Origin of the sequence: Arcicella rosea (assembly GCF_040543805.1) — a bacterium.
GTDB classification, from domain to species: domain Bacteria; phylum Bacteroidota; class Bacteroidia; order Cytophagales; family Spirosomataceae; genus Arcicella; species Arcicella rosea.
The window spans coordinates 105022-131093 of the sequence record NZ_JBEUMS010000017.1; the positions used below are offsets into that span (position 1 = coordinate 105022).

Annotated in this window: 18 protein-coding genes and 1 pseudogene; 12 read left to right on the forward strand and 7 right to left on the reverse strand. The window is 36.8% G+C overall.

Annotated features, from left to right (window positions below):
* Positions 1–362 precede the first annotated feature (362 nt).
* From nagB to ABID42_RS19875, 3 genes are all read left to right on the forward strand, one after another.
* The gene (gene nagB / locus ABID42_RS19865) at positions 363–2294 is read left to right on the forward strand and encodes a glucosamine-6-phosphate deaminase (protein ID WP_367285143.1); all 1932 of its coding nucleotides are present in this window, start codon (positions 363–365) and stop codon (positions 2292–2294) included.
* Between the two features lie 204 nt (positions 2295–2498).
* Entirely contained in the window at positions 2499–3749 is a 1251-nt protein-coding gene (locus ABID42_RS19870; protein WP_367285144.1) for a sugar MFS transporter, read from the forward strand.
* Positions 3750–3956: 207 nt separating this feature from the next.
* A complete protein-coding gene (locus tag ABID42_RS19875) occupies positions 3957–4373 on the forward strand; it encodes a DUF983 domain-containing protein (RefSeq protein WP_367285145.1) in 417 nt (138 codons plus the stop codon).
* A 122-nt stretch (positions 4374–4495) separates the two neighbouring features.
* Here the strand turns inward: ABID42_RS19875 and ABID42_RS19880 are convergent, their stop codons facing one another.
* Positions 4496–5254: a DeoR/GlpR family DNA-binding transcription regulator gene (locus ABID42_RS19880; protein ID WP_323329148.1), complete on the reverse strand. Its 759-nt coding sequence runs from the start codon at positions 5252–5254 to the stop codon at positions 4496–4498.
* 254 nt (positions 5255–5508) lie between these two features.
* On the opposite strand from ABID42_RS19880, the gene ABID42_RS19885 reads away from it, so the two are divergent.
* From ABID42_RS19885 to ABID42_RS19920, 8 genes and pseudogenes are all read left to right on the forward strand, one after another.
* Positions 5509–8709, forward strand: coding sequence for a SusC/RagA family TonB-linked outer membrane protein (locus ABID42_RS19885; protein ID WP_367285146.1), 3201 nt, complete (start codon positions 5509–5511; stop codon positions 8707–8709).
* Positions 8710–8721: 12 nt separating this feature from the next.
* A complete protein-coding gene (locus tag ABID42_RS19890) occupies positions 8722–10266 on the forward strand; it encodes a SusD/RagB family nutrient-binding outer membrane lipoprotein (RefSeq protein ID WP_367285147.1) in 1545 nt (514 codons plus the stop codon).
* 215 nt (positions 10267–10481) lie between these two features.
* Complete coding sequence (locus ABID42_RS19895) at positions 10482–11843, forward strand: alpha-L-fucosidase (protein WP_367285148.1); 1362 nt, start codon at positions 10482–10484, stop codon at positions 11841–11843.
* A 256-nt stretch (positions 11844–12099) separates the two neighbouring features.
* Entirely contained in the window at positions 12100–12585 is a 486-nt protein-coding gene (locus tag ABID42_RS19900) for a RidA family protein (RefSeq protein WP_323689441.1), read from the forward strand.
* A gap of 111 nt (positions 12586–12696) precedes the next feature.
* Positions 12697–13815, forward strand: coding sequence for a D-TA family PLP-dependent enzyme (locus ABID42_RS19905; RefSeq protein WP_367285149.1), 1119 nt, complete (start codon positions 12697–12699; stop codon positions 13813–13815).
* A gap of 65 nt (positions 13816–13880) precedes the next feature.
* Positions 13881–14957, forward strand: a pseudogene (locus tag ABID42_RS19910) (dipeptidase); the annotation flags it as partial.
* Between the two features lie 155 nt (positions 14958–15112).
* Complete coding sequence (locus ABID42_RS19915; protein ID WP_367285151.1) at positions 15113–17395, forward strand: family 20 glycosylhydrolase; 2283 nt, start codon at positions 15113–15115, stop codon at positions 17393–17395.
* A gap of 202 nt (positions 17396–17597) precedes the next feature.
* A complete protein-coding gene (locus ABID42_RS19920; RefSeq protein ID WP_367285152.1) occupies positions 17598–18395 on the forward strand; it encodes an alpha/beta fold hydrolase in 798 nt (265 codons plus the stop codon).
* A gap of 8 nt (positions 18396–18403) precedes the next feature.
* On the opposite strand, the gene ABID42_RS19925 is transcribed toward ABID42_RS19920, so the two are convergent.
* The 4 genes from ABID42_RS19925 to ABID42_RS19940 form a co-directional block, all read right to left on the reverse strand.
* Positions 18404–19285 (reverse strand): AraC family transcriptional regulator, encoded by an 882-nt coding sequence (locus ABID42_RS19925; RefSeq protein WP_367285153.1) that lies wholly within the window; start codon positions 19283–19285, stop codon positions 18404–18406.
* Between the two features lie 194 nt (positions 19286–19479).
* Positions 19480–20097: a 3-keto-disaccharide hydrolase gene (locus ABID42_RS19930; RefSeq protein ID WP_367285154.1), complete on the reverse strand. Its 618-nt coding sequence runs from the start codon at positions 20095–20097 to the stop codon at positions 19480–19482.
* An 89-nt stretch (positions 20098–20186) separates the two neighbouring features.
* On the reverse strand, positions 20187–21905 hold the full coding sequence (locus ABID42_RS19935; RefSeq protein WP_367285155.1) for a GMC oxidoreductase: 1719 nt from the start codon (positions 21903–21905) through the stop codon (positions 20187–20189).
* A 94-nt stretch (positions 21906–21999) separates the two neighbouring features.
* Positions 22000–22518, reverse strand: a complete 519-nt coding sequence (locus ABID42_RS19940; RefSeq protein ID WP_367285156.1) for a gluconate 2-dehydrogenase subunit 3 family protein — start codon at positions 22516–22518, stop codon at positions 22000–22002.
* 245 nt (positions 22519–22763) lie between these two features.
* Between ABID42_RS19940 and ABID42_RS19945 the strand changes: the two genes are divergently transcribed.
* Positions 22764–23846, forward strand: a complete 1083-nt coding sequence (locus ABID42_RS19945) for a Gfo/Idh/MocA family protein (protein ID WP_367285157.1) — start codon at positions 22764–22766, stop codon at positions 23844–23846.
* Here the strand turns inward: ABID42_RS19945 and ABID42_RS19950 are convergent.
* Entirely contained in the window at positions 23841–24674 is an 834-nt protein-coding gene (locus tag ABID42_RS19950) for a beta-1,6-N-acetylglucosaminyltransferase (RefSeq protein ID WP_367285158.1), read from the reverse strand. The two genes, ABID42_RS19945 and ABID42_RS19950, sit on opposite strands and share 6 nt — an antisense overlap.
* Positions 24674–26029: an oligosaccharide flippase family protein gene (locus ABID42_RS19955; protein WP_367285159.1), complete on the reverse strand. Its 1356-nt coding sequence runs from the start codon at positions 26027–26029 to the stop codon at positions 24674–24676. The genes ABID42_RS19950 and ABID42_RS19955 overlap by 1 nt, the downstream gene beginning before the upstream one ends.
* Positions 26030–26072 lie beyond the last annotated feature (43 nt).

Here is a 26072-nt window from a genome sequence, read left to right on the forward strand (position 1 = left end):
CATCAACAGTCTTCTTTTTATAGGAACTTTCTCCAAACACTTCTCTTTCTTCCTGTCTATTTCACCAAACAAAAAGCTTAAAATCTTGGTATATTTTTAATTTATAATTGAATTTATCTTCAAATTATGTGCTTTATCCAAAAAACCAATACTTTATTGCCGATTTCAAGAAGCATTAATTCCCTCAATTCAATATTTAAAACAATAAATTTTATAAAATCAGAAATATATTACTTAAATAAGTATTTTACTGTTTGTTAATTTTTTATTTTAAATATCATTAGGCACTATAATTCATTTGTCTTTAAGTTTGTATGTCTTATTTCAAAATTAAGAAATGTTTACTCAAAATTGTTATTAAAATGATTGAAGCAACTGAAGCCATAGAACTAGAAAAGGAAACCATCTCTTTAGAAAGAGTACCCACTAAAATTTATAAAGATGCCGCTGAAGCCTCAAAAGCAGTAGCACAAGAAATTGCCAAAATTATCCGCAAAAAAAATGCTTCAGGAAAACCCGCAGTTTTAGGATTAGCCACTGGCTCAACACCTAAAAAAGTATATGCAGAACTTATTCGTCTTCATAAAAGTGAAGGCTTGAGTTTTGAAAATGTGATTACATTCAATTTGGATGAATATTATCCAATGCAACCTGATGCAGTACAGAGTTATCATCGTTTCATGAAAGAACAGTTGTTTGATCATGTAAACATTGCTCCTGAAAACTGTCATATTCCAACAGGAACTTTACCTTTAGAAAAACTCGCCATCTTCTGCAAAGAGTACGAAGCGCAGATTGAAGAATTGGGCGGATTAGATATACAAATTTTGGGCATCGGTAGAAACGGACATATAGGTTTCAACGAGCCAGGTTCTTTAGTGAACTCAAGAACAAGATTGATGACGCTTGATATTACGACTCGTATGGATGCTGCGGGCGACTTTGGTACTTTGGTAAAAGTGCCACGCAGAGCAGTAACGATGGGCGTAAAAGCAATTATGGAAGCAAAAAGAGTGGTGCTTTTGGCTTTCGGTGAACATAAAGCACAAGTAATTAAAGAAGCGATTGAAGGACCTGTTTCAGAGAAAATTCCAGCTTCATATTTACAAGGACACCAAAATGTGAGATTTATTTTAGACGAAGCAAGTGCTTCTGAATTAAGCAGTCGTAAAAAACCTTGGTTATTTGATGAAGTAATTTGGGATAAAATGATGGTGAAAAAAGCCGTAACCAATTTGGCTTTGAGCTTAGACAAACCGATTCTGAAATTAACCAATCGTGATTATAACGAAAACGGACTAAGTGATTTATTAGCGAATTACGGTCAGGCTTACGATATTAATTTACAAGTATTCCAAAGTCTTCAACATACCATTACAGGCTGGCCGGGTGGAAAATCGTTGGCGAGTGATGCCAACAGACCAGAAAGAGCTTTCCCTGCACAAAAAAGAGTATTGATTTTTAGTCCACACCCAGACGACGATATTATTTCAATGGGCGGAACATTCCAACGTTTGGTTGACCAAGAGCATGATGTTCACGTGGCATATCAAACGTCTGGAAATATTGCTGTTGCTGATGATGAAGCTTTGCGTTTTATTGATTTCTTAGACGATTTCAATTCGGCTTTCGACATTGAAAACAGAAAATACAATACTGTTTTTGAAGAAGCCAGAGCATTTTTAAGTAAAAAGAAAGACAGCGAAATTGATATTCCTGCGGTGCGTTATGTAAAAGGAATTATTCGTCAGGGAGAAGCAAAGGCTACTTGCCGTTTCGTTGGAATTCCTGCGACCAATGTTCACTTTCTAGATATGCCTTTTTATGAAACGGGCGCCATTCAAAAAATGCCATTAGGTGAAGCTGACATCAAAATTGTTTCAAATATCATTGCTGAGATAAAACCACATCAAATTTTTGCGGCAGGCGATTTAGCTGATCCACACGGAACACACAAAGTTTGTTTGGATGCCATTTTTGAGTCGCTTGAGCGTTTGAAAAAAGAAGATTACATGAACGATTGTTGGGTTTGGCTATACCGTGGAGCTTGGGCAGAGTGGGACATTCATGAAATTGAAATGGCTGTACCGATGAGCCCAACACAAGTATTACAAAAGCGTCACGGGATTTTTAAACATCAGTCACAAAAAGACGGAGTAGTTTTCCAAGGAAACGATTCGAGAGAATTCTGGCAACGTGCTGAAGACAGAAACAGCGCAACGGCAGATTTATACAATAAATTAGGTTTTGCAGAATACGCAGCCATCGAGGCTTTTGTGCGATACCACTTTTAATATTATGCTTGGAGTCTGAATAAGATTCCAAGCATTACTTCATTCACAAACTTGAAAATTTAGTTAGAACTGGTTATATATTAATAATGCTTGAACATTAGAATTCACTACGGGCGATGCCTGTAGTGAATTTATTTAATATGAACCTTTCAGAAATCTGTTCCTTACTTTATTTATATATTTTGCCCCAAACCAACCACCATTATGACTAAAAGTAAATCATTTTTTTCTCCCATCGTGATTATCGGGATGTTGTTTTTCATCTTCGGATTTATCACTTGGCTCAACGGTACGCTTATTCCATTCCTCAAAATCGCTTGTGAACTTGAATACGCTCAAGCACTTTTGGTAACTTTTGCCTTTTATATTGCTTATGTGTTTTTAGCGATTCCATCTTCGATGATTCTGACGAAAGTTGGTTTTAAAAACGGTATGGCTTGGGGCTTGGTTGTCATGGCGATTGGCGCAATTATTTTTGTGCCTGCGGCTCAATCTCGTTCATTTGTGCTGTTTCTTACAGGATTATTTATTCAAGGTGCTGGGATTTCTTTACTCCAAACTGCCTCAAATCCTTATATCAGTATTTTAGGTCCAATCGAAAGTGCAGCGCAACGTATTAGTATTATGGGTGTTTGCAATAAAATTGCAGGTGCTTTGAGTCCCCTGATTTTAGGAGCAATCATTTTAGATGGTGCGGACGACATCGAAACGCAATTAAAAACAAGCCTAGCTGCTGAAAAAGAAGTACTCTTGAACGAATTGGCAGGAAGAGTAATCGTTCCTTACATCGTGATGGCAATTGCTTTAGTGCTTTTGGCATTTTTGATTTATAAATCTAGCTTACCAGAAATTGACACAAGTAAAGATGAAAACGAGACAGTTCAAGAAACAGGAGAGAAGAGTGTTTTACAACACGCCAATTTAGTATTTGGGATTTTAGCGATTTTCTGTTGTGTTGGTGTTGAAGTAATTGCAGGGGATACCATCGGACAATACGGAAGTTCGTTAGGCATCAGTTTAGATGTGTCTAAAAACTTTACTTCGCTAACGTTGATTGCAATGTTGGTTGGTTATTTTGTTGGTATTGTGGCAATTCCAAAATTCATTTCACAAAATAAAGCTTTAATGTACTGCGGAATTATTGGCTCAATTTTCACCCTTGGTATTGTGTTTACTGCTGGTTTTACTTCGGTAGCTTTTGTGGCAATGCTTGGTTTAGCCAATGCTTTGATGTGGCCAGCAATTTTTCCATTAGCGATTAAAGGCTTAGGAAAGAAAACTGAATTCGGTTCGGCTTTACTTATCATGGGTATCGGTGGCGGAGCGATTTTACCATACTTCTACGGAAAATTGGCTGAGTCGTTTGGCATTCAAGAAGCTTATTTGATTTTGATTCCTTGCTATTTATATATTTTGTTCTTCGCAACGATAGGTCACAGAAAACAATCGTGGTAGAGCGACATTTAGTGATTGAGTGAATTGTGAGTTAGTGAATTGTTTTTCCTATTTAATCACTAATTCACAATTCACTCAATCACTAAATAAGTAAAAAGTACCATAGACGGCTTGTTAAATACCATCGTTTTGGATAGTCCTTCCCTAGCTTTGTTGTATGATTATTAAATGATAAATGTCATTTACTTTCAATAAAACAATAAAGATATGAGCCAGTATCAGACCTTAAAATTAGACCCTCATCCTTCTCGTTTTCAAGCCATTGCAGAGGGGAGATGCCCACAATGTAGAGAAGGGAAAATGTTTAAATATCCATTTTTTCGAGTAGATAAGTTTGACCAAATGCACAGTAATTGCCCTGTTTGTAATTTGCGTTACGAAGTAGAACCAGGATTTTGGTATGGAGCAATGTTTGTGAGTTACGGTTTTTCGATTTTAATATTAGCAGTTTTAGGAGTGGTTTTATATTGGTTTTTCAATGACCCACCAATTATGGGTTACATCATTCCAATCACAGTAATTTCTTTAATTTCTGTCCCTTTTAATTTCAGAATATCAAGATCTATCTTTTTACATCTCTTCGGTTTTGTAAAATACAAACCAGAAGTAATTGTGAATGAGTGATTTAGTGATTTAGTGATTGGAAGGGAGGTTTATCTAAATTGAGTTCCCAAAAATTCATTTTATTCCAATTTTTAAAAATCACTAATTCACAATTCACTAATTCACAATTCACTAATTCACAATTATATAACCTGCAATTTACTATTTTGATAAGCAGATAATTCTGGTGAATTGGAGGGCAGTTCAGTAATGAGGTAGTCGATTTCTTGCAAGTCGGCTACTTTCATTTTCATGACAGAATTCAATTTTTCAGAAATTGCCAATACTGCTACTTTATCCGAAGCTTTCATCATCGCCTTTTTCACCTGAACAGTTTCCCAGTCAGAATCCGTTACTCCTCCCTGAGCATCCAAAGCATTTGTTCCCAAAATACACAAATCAGCTTTCATTTCTGAAAGTCGGTGATGTACTTCGCCACCGATTGACATTTGGCTATATCTTGATACTTGTCCGCCAATCAGAATAATTTCAATATTGGGTTTGTCTAATAACTCAACGGCAGTCAATGGATTGACCGTCATAAAAGTAGCCGAAAAATCTTCTGGAATCAGTTTCACAAATTCACGGATGGTAGTACCACCACCAATCAACACCAACATTCCTTCTTTCAATAAAGAAAATGCTTTTTGTCCGATTTCTACTTTATGAGAATGCGCATAGGTTTCCTTAAGATTTGAAGAATGGTGATAAGCTTTCGACATCGCACCGCCTCTAATCTTGATAATTTCACCTTCTTCGGCTAATTCATTAATATCTCTTCGAATGGTATCTTCCGATACATTCAATGATTCTACTAATTCCCCTAAAGATATTCTTGTATGAACATTGATTTCCTTCAAAATCAAATCTTTACGTTCTTTCTTTAATAAGCTAATCGACATTATAATAATTACATTTTTTCAAATTGAGTAGAACAAAGATATAAAAAAACTGCAAGTTATCCGTGGTTTTTACCGCAAATTATATTGCAAACTTTGCAATTATTGAGATAAAATACTCAATTTAATTACTCATTAATAATATTTTTTTAACAAAAGCCTTTTTTTCTACGAAAAGTTTATATGTTTGTGCAATAAATGCAATATTTATTTGCATTTATTGCAACAATCCAATTTACCATAAAAAACTTTTAAGCATGAAAAAAATTAGACTATTAAAAGGCTCTCAACGCTTATTATGGCTTTCTCTCATCGGAAGTTTAGCAATAAGTGGCAATTCGCATGCTAATGTGAATAAAAATACCGCTACTCATCTGCCGAAATCAGCAAGATTGAGTATTGTGAAAGAGATTGGAGGGAAAGTTATTGCTGCAAAAGATGCAAGCCCAGTGATTGGTGCTGCGGTTTTTATCAAAGAAAATCCACGAGTTGGTGCAACTACTGATGCCGAAGGGAATTTCAAATTGAATTTGCCAGAAAATTTTGCTACTAAAAACATTACATTAGTTATTACAAGTGTCGGTTTTGAAAAATTTGAAGTAGCTGTATCGGCAGATCAAAGTTCAATTACTGTTTCTTTAAAAGAAAACGTGCAACAACTTAACGAAGTTGTGGTAACGGCTTTGGGTGTAAAAAAAGACAAAAGAGCATTGGCATATTCTGTATCAGAAATTAATGGTTCAGACTTTACACAAGCTCGTGAAAACAACGTTGCGAATGGCTTAACAGGTAAAATTGCAGGGGTAAATGCTACAGGTTTATCTACTGGTCCGGGTGGTTCAAGTCGTGTGGTAATTCGTGGTAATGGTTCTTTGACGGGTAACAGTCAACCTTTATACGTAATCAACGGGATGCCGATTGATAACAGTGTTCCGGGCGGAAGCTCATTACCAAATGGTTTAGGAACGAAAGCGGGTACTGACCGTGGAGATGGTATTTCAGCCATCAACCCTGATGATATTGAATCAATGACAGTATTGAAAGGTGGTGCGGCCGCAGCATTATACGGTTCACGTGGGGCAAATGGAGTAATCTTGATTACAACGAAAAAAGGAAAAGCTCAAAAAGGTATCGGTCTTGAATACAACAGTACTTTTACGATGGAAAATGTATCTGTTTTTCCAGATTTTCAATATGAATACGGACAAGGTGATGGCGGCGTAATGCCTACAACTTTGGCTCAAGCTCAGGCTACGGGTCGTCGTTCGTTTGGAGCAAAAATCGACGGCTCTACCAATTATATGGCTGCCGATGGCAAAAATCACCCATATCTTGCTCAGAAAGATAATTTGAAAAATTTCTATCAGACAGGAACTACTTTTACGAACTCAGTTGCCTTATCTGGCGGAAATGATGCCATTCTGTATCGTCTTTCTTTAGCAGACTTAAGTGCAAAAAGTGTATTGCCTTCTAATACTTATAATCGTAAAACGGCTAGTTTGAATATTTCAGCCAAACTTAGCGAGCGCCTTAGAGCAGAAGCAGTAGTACAATATAATCTTGAGCAAGGAAATAATCGCCCAATCGCAGGTGATGCTTTGGGTAATCCAAACTGGATGGCTTATGAAGTAGCTAATACGGTGGATGTTAGATGGTTAAACCCGGGACATGATGCAAATGGTAATGAGATTTTCTGGAATGATGCAGGTATTGTAACGAATGGTTATTTTTTCGTCAATAAATTCAAACAAACAGATACAAAAGATCGCTTTATCGGACAAGCATCTGTTTCTTATGATTTATTGAAAAACTTAACCTTAAAAGCAACTACTACTCGTGATTTTTATAATTATAATTTCACCAGTATTATGCCAACAGGTGGGCAGTATATCCCTCAAGGTCAGTACGATGGCATTAAATCAGATGTATCAGAAACCAACAGTATGATTACCGCTGCTTATAATACCAAATTTGCAGAAACAATAGGCTTATCAGTTTTAGGAGGAGCAAATACTCGCCAGTTTAAAAACAACCAATTTGATTTCTATGGACAAGGATACACCATTCCTTACTTCTATAGTTATTCAAATTTGGCAACTTCTACGGCAACGCCAGTAACTAGCAATATCAAAACAAACTCAGTTTTTGGTTCAGCAGATTTAGATTACAAAGGCATCTGGTTTTTAACTTTAACGGGTCGTCAGGACTGGTTTTCAACATTAAGTCCTAAAAATAATAATGTATTCTATCCAAGTATTGGTACAAGTTTAATGCTTTCGGATGTGATAAACATGCCACGTGTTATTGACAATTTAAAGCTACGTGGTTCATGGGCACAAGTAGGTGGTGGTGGTCCTGACCCTTACGCTATCAACTTAGCATACAGCAATGTGCCGAGTGCAAGTGGTGTACCATTACAAAACGTAAGTTCAGCTTCAATTACCAACGCTGGTTTAAAACCATTTACTTCTACAACGCTTGAGCTTGGTTTAAGCACAAGATTATTCGGAGGACGTTTAAGTTTTGATGCTGCTGTATATGACAAGAAATCATCAAATGATATTGTAAGTGTACCGATTTCTGGTGCATCAGGTTATACAAGTGCGATTCTAAACTCAGGTGAATTAAGTAACAAAGGGATAGAATTATTGCTAGAAGGTACACCAATCAAATCTGCTGATTTCTCATGGAATACTAGCTTCAACTTTGCCTATAACAAAAGTGAAGTATTAAAATTAGCTGATGGCATTAATACTTTTTCAATTGGTAACTCTGCAAATGGTAACGCATTCATTAACAACCAAGTAGGCATGCCATTCGGAGGTATTTATGGATACCGTATGAAAAGAGATGCTGCTGGAAATATCATTTATGATACCAACTCGAATCTTCCTTTACAAACTGACAACAACCAATATTTAGGCAATGGCGTTTCACCATACACTATGGGTTTGAATAATACTTTCAAATACAAAAACTTCTCTTTAGACATGTTGGTTGATGGTAAATTTGGTGGTAGTATTTTCTCAGTAATGGAAGTATATGCTACTCGTTTGGGTTTAATGAAATCAACTTTGCCGGGTCGTGAAAATGGTTTAGCTCTAAAAGGTGTAACAGCCAATGGTGATGCCTATTCTTATACTGTACCAGTAGCGAATTTGCGTAGTGCTTACTACAACAACCTAAACCGCTACACAGAATTATTTGTACATGATGCAAGTTTCGTAAAACTACGTCAGGTGATTATTTCTTACCGTTTGCCAGCAGGTTTCTTGAAATCTTTAGGCGTACAATCGGCAAGTGTCTCATTAGTGGGTCGTAACCTTCTGATTTTATACAAAAAGACCGACAATTTTGACCCTGAGCAAGGCTTAACGAACGGCGCTGCACAAGGGATTGAGTCAATCGGTTTGCCACGTACTCGTTCTTATGGTTTGAACTTGAATCTGAAATTCTAAAAAAGCAAGACAATGAAACAGTTATTTTCAAAATATACATTTCCTTTATTGGCAGCGTGTAGCATGACGCTATTTACGGCTTGCGATAAAGATTTCGCTGAAATCAATACCAATCCCAATGCCGTTTCTGTTCCGACTACTGCTTACATCTTCAGTAAAGCTTTGTACGATGGCGCAGCCAACAGTGGTAACAAGGGTAGCCTTTTGTTTGGTTTGATGCAATATACTACCAGCTACAACGATGTAGAAGGTTTCGGCTCTAAATATACAGCTTCACAAGTAAATGCCACAGGTGGTGTTTTTACCAATTCTTATCCAAATCAGATTAATGAAATTGGTGAGGTAATTAAAGCCGTAAAAGACGACCCAACAAAAGTAAATTTATACGCAACAGCTCGTATTTGGCGAGTATATTGTTTCAGTCGCTTGACCGATTTGTATGGCGATATTCCTTATACTGATGCAGGACAAGGCTATAATCTTTCTATTTTTCAGCCTAAATACGATTCTCAAAGTGCGATTTATGCAGATATGTTGAAAGAATTAGAAGCATCTGCAACAGCTTTGACGATTGCTAATACGACAACTTTCGGTAATTCAGATTTGATTTATCAAGGAAATGTAACGCAATGGAAAAAGTTTGCTTATTCATTAATGCTTCGCTTGGGTATGCGTTTAACAAAAGTTGATGCAGCAGCGGCACAAAGCTGGGTAACTAAGGCAATTGCGGGCGGAGTAATCAGAGAGTATGCTGATATTGCTAAAATGACTTATACTTCTGGAGGGCAAAACATCAACAAAAACCCTATCGCATGGCAGTTGTTGAATGATAATTACCTTCGTGCCGACGGTACAAACAATACTGAAGGTGGAAAATATCAACAAGTATTTATCAACTCATTGAAAGCCAATAACGACCCTCGTTTAAGTGCTCTTTCTGTAGTATATGTAAACGGTTCGGCAAGTTCAGATGAAAGTATTCAGAAAGGAATGCCTGCAACCATCAATGGTACAAAGCCTTCTGATTTTATTACTTATTCAGAGCCAAAGCAAACAACGGTATTGAAAGTAGATGCTCCTTTGTTGTTATTTACAGCAGCTGAATCTAATTTCTTATTGGCAGAAGCAGCTTTAAGAGGTTGGTACAGTGCAGAAACTGCTACTAATTTATATGAAACAGGAATTCGTGCATCGATGAAACAATGGGATTTAATTAGCGGAACAACAGGTACAATTGCTCAAGCACGTATCGATAGTTATGTTGCGGCTCATGCTTTAAAAACTACTGGAACAGTAGCAACTCAGACGGAACAAATTTACAATGAAGTTTGGGTTGGACTTTTCCCTGATGCTCAGGAAGTTTACAATAATTACCGTCGTACAGGTTATCCAGCTTTAACGCCAAACGTTTATCCAGGCAACGCTACAGGTGGTAAAATCTTCCGTAGATTCTTGTATCCTGTTTCTGAACAAACACTTAACAGAACGTCGTACAACGAAGCTGTTCAAAGACAAGGTCTTGATGATTTATTGACCCGTGTTTGGTGGGATAAGTAATCAAAATGCTATTATCCAATTTTAAATTATAAAAGCGAACCTCATCCGTAGCGACGGTCGCCCCAACCCCTCTCCTGCTGAGAGGGGAGTTTATACTACTCTTTATACTCCCCTTCTCAACAGGAGAAGGGGCGGGGGGATGAGGTTTTGTTTATTTCTCCAACAAAATTTGTAACTTCATAGATTGCTCATTAACAATCGTTTAACACAATCTCATGTTTTCAAAAAAGTTCGTAATACTCTTGATTTGTACTTGTTTTACGATACAAACTCAAGCACAAAAAGTACAAGTAAATAATAAACCCGAACGAGTAAATTGGTTTCAAGATTTAGCTTTCGGGATGTTTATTCACTGGAATGTAGATGTTTCTTTAGGAGCAGTGATTAGTCATTCAATGGCTGGAGCTTCAAATGAATACGTTGAAAAATACATTCAAGAATTACCTAAATATTTCGATCCAAAGAAATTCAATCCTACCGAATGGGCAAAAAATGCCAAATTAGCAGGCATGAAATATGTTGTTTTTACGACAAAACATCATTCTGGTTTTTGTATGTTCAATACGCAAACTACGCCTTTTAATGTAATGAATACTCCTTACGGAAAAGACATTACCAAAGAAATTATCGACGCTTTTCGCAAAGAAGGTATTGCAATTGGGATTTACTTTTCGCCAGAAGACTTCAATTATTTTCATAAAAATAATATCCAAATCGGTCGTTTACAATTGCCTGAACATTTTCCTGCAAACAATAAAGGTTTGATGGATTATGATAAAAAACAATTGAAAGAATTACTGACGAACTACGGAAAAATTGACATTCTTTTCATCGACGGACCAGGTGATGGCTTGCGTGAATATGCTTGGAGTTTGAACCCTGAATTGGTGATTACTCGTGACATCATGACTACTCCAGAACAAAACACGCCTGACGAACCGATGGCTCGTCCGTGGGAAGCGTGCTACACGATGGGAACAGACTGGCAATATAAACCCACTAACGACCCGCATAAATCTGGCACGGAAATCATCAATATGTTGGTTGAAATCAGAGCAAAAGGCGGGAACTTTTTATTGAATGTTGGTCCCAAACAAGACGGAGAATTACAGATTGAACAACAATCACTTTTACAAGAAATTGCCCTTTGGAATTTTGCCAATGCAGAAGCCATTCATGAAGTAAAACCACTTTCTGTGGTACGTGAAGAAAATATTTGGTTTACGCAGTCGAACGATGAGAAATATATTTATGCCATCGTACAAAGAAGTGGCTACGAAGATTGGAAGTACGGAACACGCAAAAATTTTGTATTGACGCACATCGAAGGGAATGCCAATACCAAAGTGAGTATTTTAGGTTATAAAAGTGAATTGGTAGAGTACAAAAAAGATTTTGATGCCAAAATTTATACTGCTCCAACCAATATTGGTTTGGTAGTAAGTGCCGTAAACGGACAAAGATTTTATACGAATAATCAATGGAAAAATGCGGTGGTTTTGAAAATCGAAAATGCGAAATTCAGAAAACTCAATACGCCCAAAGCGAGCCAAAGTAATATTGATGGAGCCAAGTAAATAGGAGTTTTGAATTATGAGTTTTGAATTTTGAATTGATTACCAAATCAGAGTATAAATATTTGATTTACAATAAATTGCATAAAAAACAATTCATAACTCAAAATTCAGCACTCAAAACTCCCAACCCTTCATTCAAAACTCATCACTAAAAAGGGTAGCTCTTTTTATTAATTTTTAAACCTTGCAAAACAGAAGAAAACGTATCGTTTCCTTCATCATCAAAAACAATTTGAAACAAAAAATAAGAACAATTATGAACACTATTGAATTACTTTCACCTGAAATTTCTTTCGAAAGTCTTGGACTCTCTTTACCTCCAGCACCACTTCCTTTGGGTGTTTATAAACCATATTTGATTGATGGCAAATACTTATACTTATCTGGTCATGGCCCAGTAAGAGACGATAAAAGCTTGATTATTGGTAGAATTGGCAAAGATTTAGACATCGAAGAAGGGAAATTGGCGGCTCAACAAGTAGGTTTAACCATGCTTTCGACCATCAAAACACATTTAGGAAGTTTAGACAGAGTAAAGCGTGTGATTAAAATTTTGGGTATGGTCAACTGCGTATCAGAATTTGAACGTCACCCTTATGTCATCAATGGTTGTAGCGAACTTTTTGCCCAAGTGTGGGGAACAGAAAATGGTATTGGCGTAAGAAGTGCGGTAGGAATGGGAACACTTCCAGACAATATTCCAGTGGAAATTGAAGCGTTGTTTGAACTCCACGAAGACTAATTGATAAGTGGTTTTGGTAAAATAAACGATGTTTTATTTGAATTAACACATTGAATTTCAATATTTTAATTCACAATTCATCATTCATAATTCATCACTCCTACTTAAGCCATGAGTAACAAAACGATTGAGTACAACATAAAAAATATTGAAACGCTTGATACGCCTGCTTTGGTGGTTTTTCCGAGTATCGTAAAGCGTAATATTCAAAAACTTTTGGCTTCGATTGATGATGTAAATCGCTTGCGACCACACATCAAAACGCATAAAACCAAAGAAATAACCAAGCTTTTGCAAGAAGTTGGGATTCAAAAATTCAAATGTGCAACGATTGCCGAAACTGAATTATTGGCGACTTGTGAAGCAGAAGACGTACTCTTAGCGTATCAGCCAGTGGGAGCGAAGGTCTTGCGTTTGATTGAAATCATCAAAAAGTTTCAAAAAACACATTTTTCTTGTTTGGTTGATTCTTTGGCAGTTGGTGAGGCAATGTCAAAAATTGCTTTAGAAAATAAGCTTACTTTATCGCTTTATATCGACTTAAATGTGGGCATGAACCGAACAGGAATTGTTCCTGAAAAGGCTTTTGATTTAGCAATTGTATTACAAAAATTACCTTCCTTAAAGCTTGAAGGTTTGCATATTTACGATGGACATATCCGAGATTTTGAACTTACCATTCGTACACAAAATTGTAACACGGCTTTCCAATCCGTAGAAAATTTAGTAGAAAAACTAAACGAAGAAGGCATTCAAAACCTCAATATCGTAGCTGGTGGAACGCCTACATTTCCGATTCATGCTCAAAGAGCAAAGGTAGAATGCAGTCCGGGCACTTTTGTGTATTGGGATAAAGGCTATCAAGATGCTTATCCAGAGCAAGATTTTGAAACGGCAGCTTTGGTAATTAGCAGAGTAATTTCTTTGCCCGAAAAAGATAAAATCTGTTTGGATTTAGGACATAAATCTGTTGCTGCAGAAAACCCTTTAGATAAAAGAGTATTTTTCTTGAATGCTCCAGATGCCACTTTTATCGGACAAAGCGAAGAACATTTAGTATTGGGTGTTCCAGAAAATCATACTTATCAGATTGGAGATGTTTTTTATGGTTTGCCCATTCATATTTGTCCGACCTGTGCTTTGTACGAAAGGGCAAATCTTGTAGAAAATGAAGTATTGACAGGCGAACAATGGAAAACGATTGCAAGAGATAGATTCATTTCCATATAGCCGTAAAACGGGTTTCCAACCCGTCTGAAAAGATAAATTTTACGGGTTGAAAATCCGTTTTACAAAATATGTTTACAATAGACGCACATCTTGACCTCAGCATGAATGCGATGGAATGGAATCGTGATTTAAGATTATCGGTCTCTGAAATTCGTGAAAGAGAAAAAGGCATGACCGACAAGCCAGACCGTGCCAAAGGAACGGTTACTTTTCCTGCATTAAGAGCAGGAAACATTGGTTTGGTCGTTGCTACACAAATTGCTCGCTTTGTAAAACTAGACAGCACTTTACCGGGTTGGGCTTCTCCCGAACAGGCTTGGGCACAAACACAAGGACAAGTAGCGTGGTACAAAAGCATGGAAGAATGTGGCGAAATGGTTCAAATCAATAACCTTGAATCTTTAGAAAAACATTTACTGCTTTGGAACGACGGCACGCCCAACGACAACAAACCCATTGGCTATATTCTAAGCTTAGAAGGAGCTGATTCACTCGTAACAATTAATCATGTCGAGAAAGCTTATCAGTATGGTTTGCGTGCCATTGGCCCAGCTCATTACGGGCCGGGGCGTTACGCTCAAGGAACGGATGCGACTGGTTTTATGGGAAAAGCTGGACAAGATTTATTGAAAGAAATGGAAAGGCTGAACATCATTTTAGATGCGACGCACCTTTGTGACGATAGTTTCTGGGAAGCCATGGATCATTTCAATGGTGCGGTTTGGGCAAGCCATAATTTGTGTAGAAGTTTGGTGAATCATAATCGCCAATTTAGCGACGAGCAAATTAAGGAATTAATTAGCAGAGATGCCGTAATTGGCGGAGCATTAGACGCTTGGATGATGGTACCAAATTGGGAAAGAGGCAAATCAACACCCAAAGAAATGAATTGTAATTTGGCTGTGATGGTTGACCATCTTGACCATATTTGTCAATTGGCAGGAAACGCTTTGCACGTGGGTATTGGTTCAGATTTGGATGGAGCTTTTGGCACAGAACAAGGTCCTTATGATTTAGATACCATTGCTGATTTACAAACAATTCCGTCTATTCTCGAAAAAAGAGGTTATACCCAAACAGACATCGAAAATATCATGCACGGTAACTGGCTGAGATTTTTGAGAAAGAATTGGGCGAAGTAATTAGGAGTTGTGAATTGTGAGTGCTGAATTATGATTTACAAATAATTATCTAAATCCGTAGGGGCAATCCCTTGCGGTTGCCCATTGTAAAGATTGTACACGTGGGCAACCGCAAGGGATTGCCCCTACATATTTTATTTTATCATTTTCTTCCAATGTCAAAGACAAAATCATTTTTCATCATCTTCTTGATGTACTTTTTTACATCAAATTACACGTTTGCCCAAAGTATTGCCATTATTCCAAAACCTGTTTCTGTACAGCTTATAAAAGAAAAATTTACGTTAAATTCATCTACTTCGATACTTCAAACGTCGGCTTCTTTAAGTAGAAATGTTCAATTTTTACAAGAAGCCTTGCACACTTTAACGCCTTTTTCTTTCCCGATTACCAAAAATACAACATCCAATTTTATACAATTAAGTATTGATGCCGATAAAGTCACACAAAAAGAAGGCTATCAATTAATCATTTCCAAAAATTCCATTCAATTGACTGGACACGACGAAGCTGGTGTTTTTTATGGCATACAAAGTTTGATACAAATGGCGTATCAAGCTCAAAATAAAGGATTTAACTTATCTGGCTGTCGCATCGAAGATTATCCAAGATTTACTTACCGTGGCTTGCATTTGGATGTTGGTAGAAATTTCTTCCCGCTTTCTTTTTTGAAAAAATACATCGATTTACTCGCTTTTTATAAAATCAATACTTTTCACTGGCACCTTACTGACGACCAAGGTTGGCGAATTGAAATCAAAAAATATCCTCGTTTACAAAGTGTTGCAGCATTTCGTGACGAAACCATTATTGGACATAAAAAAGATTCTCCACACCGTTTTGATGGCAAAAAGTATGGCGGATTTTACAGTCAAGAAGAAGTAAAAGCTTTAGTAAAATATGCCTCAGAAAAGTACGTAACCATCATCCCAGAAATAGAAATGCCGGGGCATGCTCAGGCGGCTTTGTCGGCTTATCCGCATTTGGGTTGTGTCGGTGGTTCATACAAAGCAGCAACTTTTTGGGGTGTTTTTGAGGATGTTTTTTGTGCAGGGAACGACAGCACTTTTACTTTTTTACAGGATGTTCTGGACGAAGTAATTCCACTTTTTCCTTCAAAATACATTCATATTGGTGGAGACGAATGCCCAAAAACTCGTTGGAAAGTTTGTCCAAAATGCCAAAAACGCATGAAAGATGAACATTTAGCTGACGAACACGAATTACAAAGCTATTTTATCCAAAAAATGGAGAAATACTTAAACAGTAAAAATCGTGAATTAATTGGCTGGGACGAAATCTTAGAAGGTGGTTTAAGTCCGAAAGCTACGGTGATGAGTTGGCGAGGAGAAGCGGGTGGCATTGCAGCCGCCAAACAAAAACACGAAGTAATCATGACGCCAGAAAGTCATTTGTATTTAGATTATTACCAGTCGCTTCACGCTGACGAACCAACGGCGGCGGCAAGCTTTACACCGCTTTCAAAAGTGTATAGTTATGAGCCTTTTTCGACGGAATTAAATCACGAAGACGAACAGTACATCAAAGGCGTACAAGCAAATATCTGGACGGAATACACGCCTCAACCAGAACAAGTAGAGTACATGGTTTTCCCAAGAGCTTTAGCCTTATCAGAAATTGCTTGGTCACTCAAAACGCATAAAAATTATGATAATTTTCTAAGTAGATTACGTCAGCATAGGAGTATTTTACAACAGAAAAAAGTGAATTTTTTCGACAGATTTGAAGAAATTACTTATGATTTCTCAATGGAAAAATCAGGCAAAAGTATCGTTCATTTATCGACAACTTTACCCAATGCTAAGATTCATTATACTGTCGATGGAAAAGCTCCAAATTCGAACGATAAAGTATTTAAAAATCAGCATATTATCAACAAAAGTGTCATTTTGAAAGCCCAAATATTTGTCGGTAAAAAAGCTTATGGAAAAGTATTTGAACAAGCTTTTGAATATCATAAAGCCATTGCTAAAAACGTCATTTTGAAGTATCACCCAAAAGCAAATTATAATCCTACCACACCTTATGCTTTGACCAATGGGTTGACAGGAAACACTCGCTACAACAATACACAATGGATTGGTTTTAGTGGCGAAAATTTAGACGCAACGATTGATTTAGAAAGCATCCAAAGCATTTCAACCTTAGGTTTAAATTTGCTGAAGTATCATTGGCAAAAAATGTGGGAACCTAATGTGTTGATTTTTTCTACTTCGGAAGATGGGATTTCTTATAAGGAAGTTTATCGTACCAGTAATTTTCCTGCGAATGGTATCAATCAAATTAGGGCAAAAATTACGCCAACGAAAGCTCGTTTTATTAAAATACAGGCAGAAAATAAAGGCATCATTCCAGCAGGAGAATATGGTGTAGGAGCGAAAGCTTGGTTGTTGATTGATGAGATTTATGTGGAATAGGGGGCAGCTTTGAGAGATGAGCTTTGAGCTTTTTATAGCGAATAATTAAAAAGTATAAGTGTAGCGACAAACCCTTGCGGTTGTCGTTTCGGCGAATACGGCAACCGCAAGGGTTTGCCGTTCCACAATGGAATTTGCTATGCCGTTGGCAGTGTCTTCACTGCCAACTTATTCCAAAAATTCAATTTTAAACCCAAAAACTATGAAAAAATACGCACTCATTTTATCAATCCTAATCCTATCATTTTCAGCAATAAAAGCCCAAAACTTTAAGCGTTTTACTTCTTTTGATGGACAAAATATTGCTTACGAAGATACGGGAAGGGGCAAGGCTGTACTCTTGCTGCACGGTTTTATCAATACTGGAGCAAATTGGCGAAAAACGGCTTTATACAAGGATTTAATCGAAAAAGGTTTCAGAGTAATCGTACCCGATATGCGTGGAAATGGAGCTTCCGACAAACCGCATGAAGATAAATTTTACCAAAATGAGGCCGAAGTAAAAGACTTGATGAGCTTGATTTCTTCCCTAAAAATCAAAGATTATACTTTGGTGGGTTATTCGAGAGGAGCGATTGTTGCCGCAAAATTATTGGCCAAAGATAAAAGAGTAACAAAAACCATTTTAGGTGGCGTTGGTCAACATTTTACCAATCCTGATTGGGACAGAAGAAAAATGTTTTCGGACGCTTTTAGCGGAAAAGCTCATTTGCATCCAGAAACGGCTGGAGCTGTGGCTTATGCCAAGTCTATCGGAGTTGATACCATTGCTTTGGGTTTCTTACAAAAATATCAGCCTGTTACTTTGCCAACAGAATTAATGAAATACAAAAATCCTGTTTTAATCATCTGTGGTGACGAAGACCTTGATAATGGTGACCCTAAAGTACTGCAAACGTATTTCAAAAATGCTAGTTTAAAATTAGTCAAAGGTAATCATAACGGTACTTATCGCACGCAAGCTTTTGCAGATGAGATTATGGGTTTTATCACAAAATAATCAAAACCTTACTTGGCTTCTCGATTAAAATAACGCTCTACGTATTCGCTAGGCGATTGATTGGTGATGCGTTTGAATACCCTGTTGAAGTTCGTAATGCTATTAAAACCACAGCTATAAGCCACGTTGGCAATGGTTTCGTTATTACTACTCGTTAATTTTTTACAGGCTTCGTTGATTCGAACTTCGTTGAGAAATGACAAAAAAGTATGACGAGTATGCTTTTTAAAATACCTACAAAAAGCGTGTGGCGTCATGTGGGCTTTGTTGGCAGCATCTTCAAGCGTGATGGGCTTTTCGTATTCCTGCATGATAAAATTATAAATATTACTAATTCTTAAGCCTTCATTTTCGCTATAATTCTGTGGTTGTGTACTCATTGAAAGTGGTAAAAGCGAAGGAATAGCAGCGATACTTCTCAGTAAATCTATAAAATGAATCATCTGACTCACGCCATTACTTTTATTGAGCAAGCCAATTTTATTGGCTATTTCTGAAACATTTTCCTGCGGAATTTTGAATCCGTTAGAGTGTTGCTGTAAAAATCTTTTAAGCGTATTGATCTCTGGTAAGTCAAAAAAAGAAGATAATTGCCCGCTTGGATTAAAGAAAATAGCTGTTGCCGTTACTTTCTTTTTACTTTTTGGATGAAAATAAGAAGCTTCACTTTTGAAAAGATGAGGCTGATTCGCACCCAACCAATAAATTTCATTCGAACGAAAACGGTGCATATTGTTATCAGCAATCAAAGTGCCTTCACCTTGCTGAATCCACATCAATTGAATTTCTTGATGCCTATGTAAATGCGGATAAAAGTGCGGTAGAACGTCTTTTTGAACAATAATCGTTTTATCGTGAGGAACTGGAATCGTAAATGGAAGTACTTTCATAAGACTTGGTATTGTGAATGAAGTAGAAAAATTTAATTTTCTATTTACATAAAAATAAAACATTAGCTTTATTTTAACAAACACCAGCCTAAATATTTCAAAATAGTGTTAATATTTGAGTAGTTCTATTCATCCAATTGAATGAAAAATGATGAAGTAAAAACAAAGTTTACCTCATCATTTTCAAGCAGTTCTTATAAACTTTTCACTTTTAATTTACGCCATTTTACTTTAATGCCACCGCCACTGTGAATTTGTAAAGCAATGATTCCTGCACGTCCGCCAATTTTTTCATCATTGAGCGTAATCATTTCTTGTCCGTTTACAAAAGTTGTTACTTGGTTGCCTACTACTTTTACAACCATCGTATTCCATTCTCCCATTTTTAGGGCTTTGTCTTTGTCGTCAGTTGGTTTAATCAACCAACCTCTTCCGTAAGACTCATAAATTCCGCCTGTCCAATGTCCCGGAGGAGCTACTTCTGCTTGCCAGCCAGTAATTTTTGTTCCATCAATACTTGAATGAAAAAACACGCCACTGTTGCCATCGGCTTCTTGTTTAAACTGAAGACTCAACTCAAAGTCTTGAAAACTTTGTTCTGTTCCTAAGTAACCGTATTCTTTATCAGGACCACTTTCGCAAATCAATTCGCCATTTTCTACGTACCATTTTTCAGTACCGTAAATCTTCCAGCCACTCAAATCTTTTTGGTTAAAAAGACTAACCCATTTTCCTTTTTTCGGCGTTTGTGCTTGTGAAGAAAAAATTAATAACAAGCTAAAAATCAACAAGTAAGCATTTATTTTTCTCATATTTATAATGTTAAAAACTGTAATATTTTCTTTTCTATTTTTACACGCTAAAATTATCACTCCTCATTCAACACTCCAAATTCAACATTTTAAAGGTTTCCTTTTCTCATTTCTTTTACGGCATAATCTGCCGCACGAGCTGTAATTGCCATAAAAGTTAATGAAGGATTTTGTGTTGAAGTAGAAGTCATACAAGCGCCATCCGTTACGAATACATTTTTACAAGTATGTAACTGATTCCACTTGTTCAATAACGACGTTTTAGGATCTTTTCCCATACGCACGCCACCCATTTCGTGAATATCCAAACCGGGAGCTTTATCTGGTTTGTCATGTGTTTGAATATTTTTGAAACCCGCTTTCGTCAACATTTCAGCCATTTCTGTATGGAAATCCTGAATCATTTTTTCATCGTTATCATCATACGCTACCGAAATTTTCAGTTGTGGAATTCCCCAAGGATCTAATAATTTTTTATCCAAAGCTACATAATTACTTTCTTTCGGAATGGTTTCGCCCATCATGTGCGAACCTACTCGCCAATTACCATATTGTTGTTCATTCAAGCTGTTTTTCAAAGATTCACCGATGCCCGAAGTATCATTTGAAGTAATTCTGCTTGAACCAAAACCAGCAGCATAGCCTCTTAAAAAATCGGTTTCTTGCTTGAAAACATTTCTAAAACGTGGAATATAACTACTGTTCGGACGAATCCCTTCGGTTGTGCTATTCAAAAAGCCTTCGTACTCGGCAGAAATCGTTGTACGGAAATTGTGAAAAGCAATGTACTTGCCCAACAAACCATTATCGTTCCCCAAACCATTTTGGAAACGATTTGAAGTAGAATTTAACAAAATCAAATTAGAATTTAAAGTAGCCGCATTCACAAAAATGATTTTTGCATAATACTCCGTCATTTCTTTGGTATGCGCATCAATCACTCTTACGCCCGAAGCCTTGTTTTTCTTTTCATCAAAAATGATAGAATGTACGACTGAATTTGGTTTCAAAGTCATTTTTCCCGTGCGTGCCGCCCACGGAAGTGTAGAAGAATTACTACTAAAATATCCACCATAAGGACAACCCCGCTGGCATAAGGAACGGTTTTGACACTGACCTCTACCTTGCTGTAAATGAATGGGTTGTGGTTTTGTAAGATGCGCACAACGACCAATAATCACTGGACGAGTATTGTTATAATGTTTAGCCGTTTGTTCGCTGAAGTGCTTTTCTACGCAAGACATCTCGTGTGGTGGTAAAAATTCTCCATCTGGCAAACTTGCTAAACCGTCTTTATTCCCAGAAATTCCTGCAAATTTTTCTACATAACTGTACCAAGGAGCAATATCGGCATAACGAATAGGCCAATCTACGGCAAAACCATCACGAGCGGGGCCATCAAAATCATGTTCTGACCAACGTTGCGTGCCTCTTGCCCACATTAATGATTTCCCACCTACTTGGTAACCACGAATCCAATCGAAAGGCTTTTCTTGCACATAAGGATGTTCAGCATCTTTCACGAAAAAGTGTGCTGCATCTTCATTGAAAGCATAACATCTACTAACGATAGGATTGGCATCTTTGATGGCTTTGGGTAATTGTCCCAAATGTTCAAATTCCCACGGTTGCATCATCGTGGTAGGATAATCCGTAATGTGTTGAACATCACGTCCACGCTCTAAAACAAGCGTTTTTAAACCTTTGCCCGTAAGTTCTTTGGCAGCCCAACCACCACTAATTCCCGAACCAATTACGATGGCATCAAAAGTTCGGTCTTTTATAGCATTGATATTCAGATATGACATGTTAAGTAAGAGTTATGAATTGTGAGTGATGAATTGTGAATTGTCCATCGTAGCTGAAAGCTGATGACCGACGGCTGAAACCCGAAAGCCAAAACTATCTTGGAATCGGAACGCAACCATGATAATATCCCGGTGCCATATTGAATTTCAATTGATTGACCATGTAATATTCAGAATTGGTATATCCTTGAATCGTCAATCTTTTTATCATATCCGCAAATTGTTTCGCTACTGTATTTGTAGAAGCACTCATTTTCAGAAAAGTATCAATGCGTTGAGATTTGCTACTTTCTACGAAAGATTTTTGATGATTTTGTTGAGAAAGCTCATTGATTAAAACCAAACCTTGCTTTAAAGTACTCTGTGCATTTTCGCCGTAACAATCATTTATCATTCGCATGGCAAACTGATGTACTTTTAGCGATTTTGCTCCAGGAGTATTGGTTTCAGGAATAATTGTTTCTACAATTTCAGCAAGAAGTACTTCATCGTTGGTGGCTAAATTAGAAAATTGTCCTATGCTTTGGCTCGTCCAACCCGAAGCCCAAGTAGGTAAACTTACCAATCCGCCTAATGCTACCGATAAGTTTTTTATTGCAGAGCGTCTTTTCATCTTTTTTTAGATTTATTAATGATATATCTGTACAAATCTATGTTTTTAAATCTATATCATTTACATTGATTTGACCTGTACGGAAATATGTTGCCGATTCGCAATCAACACTTTATAAAAAACTTAGCTAAAAAATCAAAAATGGATTCAAATAACAGATTTATCTTAAAAACAGGATAAAAATATTCATTGAACTGCTTAGATTTGAAGACTGTTTTCAATCATATCATCATAATTTTCAAATCATGACACTTCAAAAACAATCCATAAAAGTACTTGTAGTAGGTTGCGGCAATATGGGGGCTTCTCATGCCATTGCTTATCAAAATACCGAAGGTTTTGAAATCTGCGGAATCGTTTCTACTGGAAAAAGTAAAGAAGTACTCAACGAACATTTGGGCGGGGGCTATCCACTTTTTAGCGATTATGCCGAAGCGCTGGCAAGTACAAAACCTGATGCTGTTTGTATTTCTACTTATCCAGATACACATGAAGCATTTGCGGTAATGGCTTTGGAAGCAGATTGTCATGTTTTTATCGAAAAACCTTTGGCTGATACCGTGGAAGGAGCGAAAAGAGTAGCTGATTTAGCAACGAAGAAAGGGAAAAAAGTAGCAGTGGGCTATATTTTAAGGCATCATCCTTCTTGGGAAAAATTTGTAGAAATTGCCCAAGAAATGGGAAAACCTTTGGTGATGCGTATGAACTTGAATCAGCAAAGTCATGGCGTAATGTGGAATGTACATCGTAATTTGATGAAAAGTTTAAGTCCGATTGTGGATTGTGGCGTGCATTATATCGACGTAATGTGCCAAATGACACGTTCAAAACCGATACAAGTAAATGCCATTGGAGCGAGATTGACAGATGATATTCCTGAAGGAAATTATAATTATGGACAATTACAGATTCGTTTTGAAGATGGTTCTGTGGGTTGGTACGAAGCAGGTTGGGGACCAATGATGAGCGAAACCGCTTTCTTTATCAAAGACGTAATCGGACCAAAAGGTTGCGTTTCAATTGTAGCAAAAGAAGCTGGAGGAACTGGAAAATCTGACAATGTGGATTCGCATACCAAAACGGAATCTTTAAGAGTACATTATTCAGACATTAATTCAGAAAACGCTTTTACAAGAGCTGATAAATGGATAAATCTCACCGACGAGCCAGACCACCAAGAACTTTGCAATCGTGAACAAAGGTTTTTCTTAAAAGCCATTCAAGAAGATGTTGATTTAACTGACCATCTTGAAGATGCCGTAAACAGCCTAAGAATCGCTTTCGCTTGTGATGAATCAGTAAAAACTGGTTTGCCTGTGATGTTATAAAGAATCAAGCGCATCCAAAACTTTGCTATCAACGGTTTCATTAAATTTGCGAGCAAACAATTTTCCTGAGCTAAGTAAAGTTGGCAAATCTTCCATTTTGAAGGTTTTTGGACTAGCATTTCCTTCTGACCAATCAATGTAACGAAGGTTATCGTTCACCATCTCATTTTGAAAAATAGAGTTATAAAGAATAGTTTGAAAAACGATTTCATCACTTCCCCAAGTAAGTTCAAAAAATCGTTTTACATTTTTATTTTGCTGTAAGTAGGTTACAATATATTCAACATGTTTGCTCGTAATGGTAAACCACTGAGAGCGCCCAACGGGAATCAAATGATTAGGCATTTTTCTTTTGGGCAAAAGCATGTTGATATATTTTTCTGCCATGTTTCTCCCAGAAAATTGATAATTTGATAAATGATATTTTGTGACTCTAGGAATTGCTTCTTGCCATTCTGTGGCTACAGAAAGCGTGTGCATAAATGCTTTATCAGGGTTCTGTTCAAGAAAAGCATGAATTTCATGAGTACTTTTTAAGGGATAATCTTGACCGCTCAACAGATTGATGTAATCATATTTTGTTGATGATGCCAAAATTTCTTCAAAGCTATTCACGGTAGCTTGGACAATACTGTAGGCACCCCAATATACACTTACTCGATTCGTAATCAACTTTACATGCTCCGATGCTAAAAAAAGAAATGGACTAATATCTGCTTTTAAATCTACATGTATATAAAAATCAGCATCTGGATGAGCCAGACGATTGATTAATCTTTGTAATTGAGATGGGTTTGCATGGACTAACATTAAATGTGCAATCCTCATTATTTTGCGGTTTTGTTTTTTAGTAAATACTCTTGAGCCATAGTTTTTATCTCTGCAAAACCCGCAGTAAAAAAGCCTATCAAAGTAAAATCCAAATATTTTTTCAACCAATAATATCCAAACAGTACTCCTGATAAAAAGGTGAAAAAGGTTGCTAAAGCTACTCCATTGATATTTCCGAAGAGATGAATCCCAATAAAATCAAACGTAACATTTATCCCAAGCATTACTAATACTTTATAGAAATTTATTCTTGGTTGATGGATAATATCCAAAGTAATTCCTAGGAATCTATCAATGGGATAAAACATGGCAAAAGACATAAAAATACGATACACCGAAACTGCATGAGAACCAGAATACTGGCTTCCCCCCAAAATAACAATAGCTATATCTGCCAAAATAACAGCCACTACCGAAACCGGAAAAAGAGCAAGCACAAGTGTTCCTGCGTATTTTTGCATAATTCCTACTACCTCTTCCTTATTTCCTCTATTAAAAGCCGCTGACATCGAAGGCATTGCGGTTGATAAAAAGCTTCTTAAAGGTATTTCGATTACTTCCATCAAACGCATTGGCATTGTGTACATTGTTATGGCAGCAGGTCCAGCAGTACCCAATACAAACATTATCACAAAAGTATCAGAGCTTCTTAGCAAATTGGTGCTAATATTAGTTCCTACACTGTATTTACCAAAGTGAAATAATTCTAAAATCCATTCTTTTGTTCTTTTGCTAAAGGTTTTCATACGAGTCCACCCTTGATAAATACAAAACAAACTTACAGTAATAGAACTTAGCGCATTGATTAATAAAACTAAATTGAGGTCTAAATTTGCGAAGAAGATTGTAACAAGTAACATTAAAATAAACGCTCCTTGGCTAACTACACGAATCAACAGAAGGCTATCAAATCGTTGGTCTGACTGTAAAGTCCAAGCTGCAACAGATGAAGGAAGCGTGAATAAAAAAGTAATTCCAAACCATTTTATCACCGTTTCCATTCCAAAATTATCAATGAATGGTATGGCAAAAGCCGCCAAAATATTAACAACAATTAGCACTCCTGTAATTAGAAGACTCAAGTACCATACTGAACCTAAAACGGCGTCGGCTTTTTCTCTTTCTGCTCCTGAATAAAACTTAATCATAGCAGTTTGTAAAAAGCCAACTCTGAAAGTATCAATCAATGAAAAGGTAGTTTGAAAGAAAAACCAATAGCCAATATCTGCTGATGTCATATTACGGAGTAAAATACCAACTGTCACCATCGCCAAAACAGACATTGAGCCATTACCCACGAGCGACAAAAAGTGTTTATTCCTTAACTTAGAAATGATAACTTGTGTATTCATATCATCAGATTTATATATATTGAAGTATGCCTAATTTAGGTTT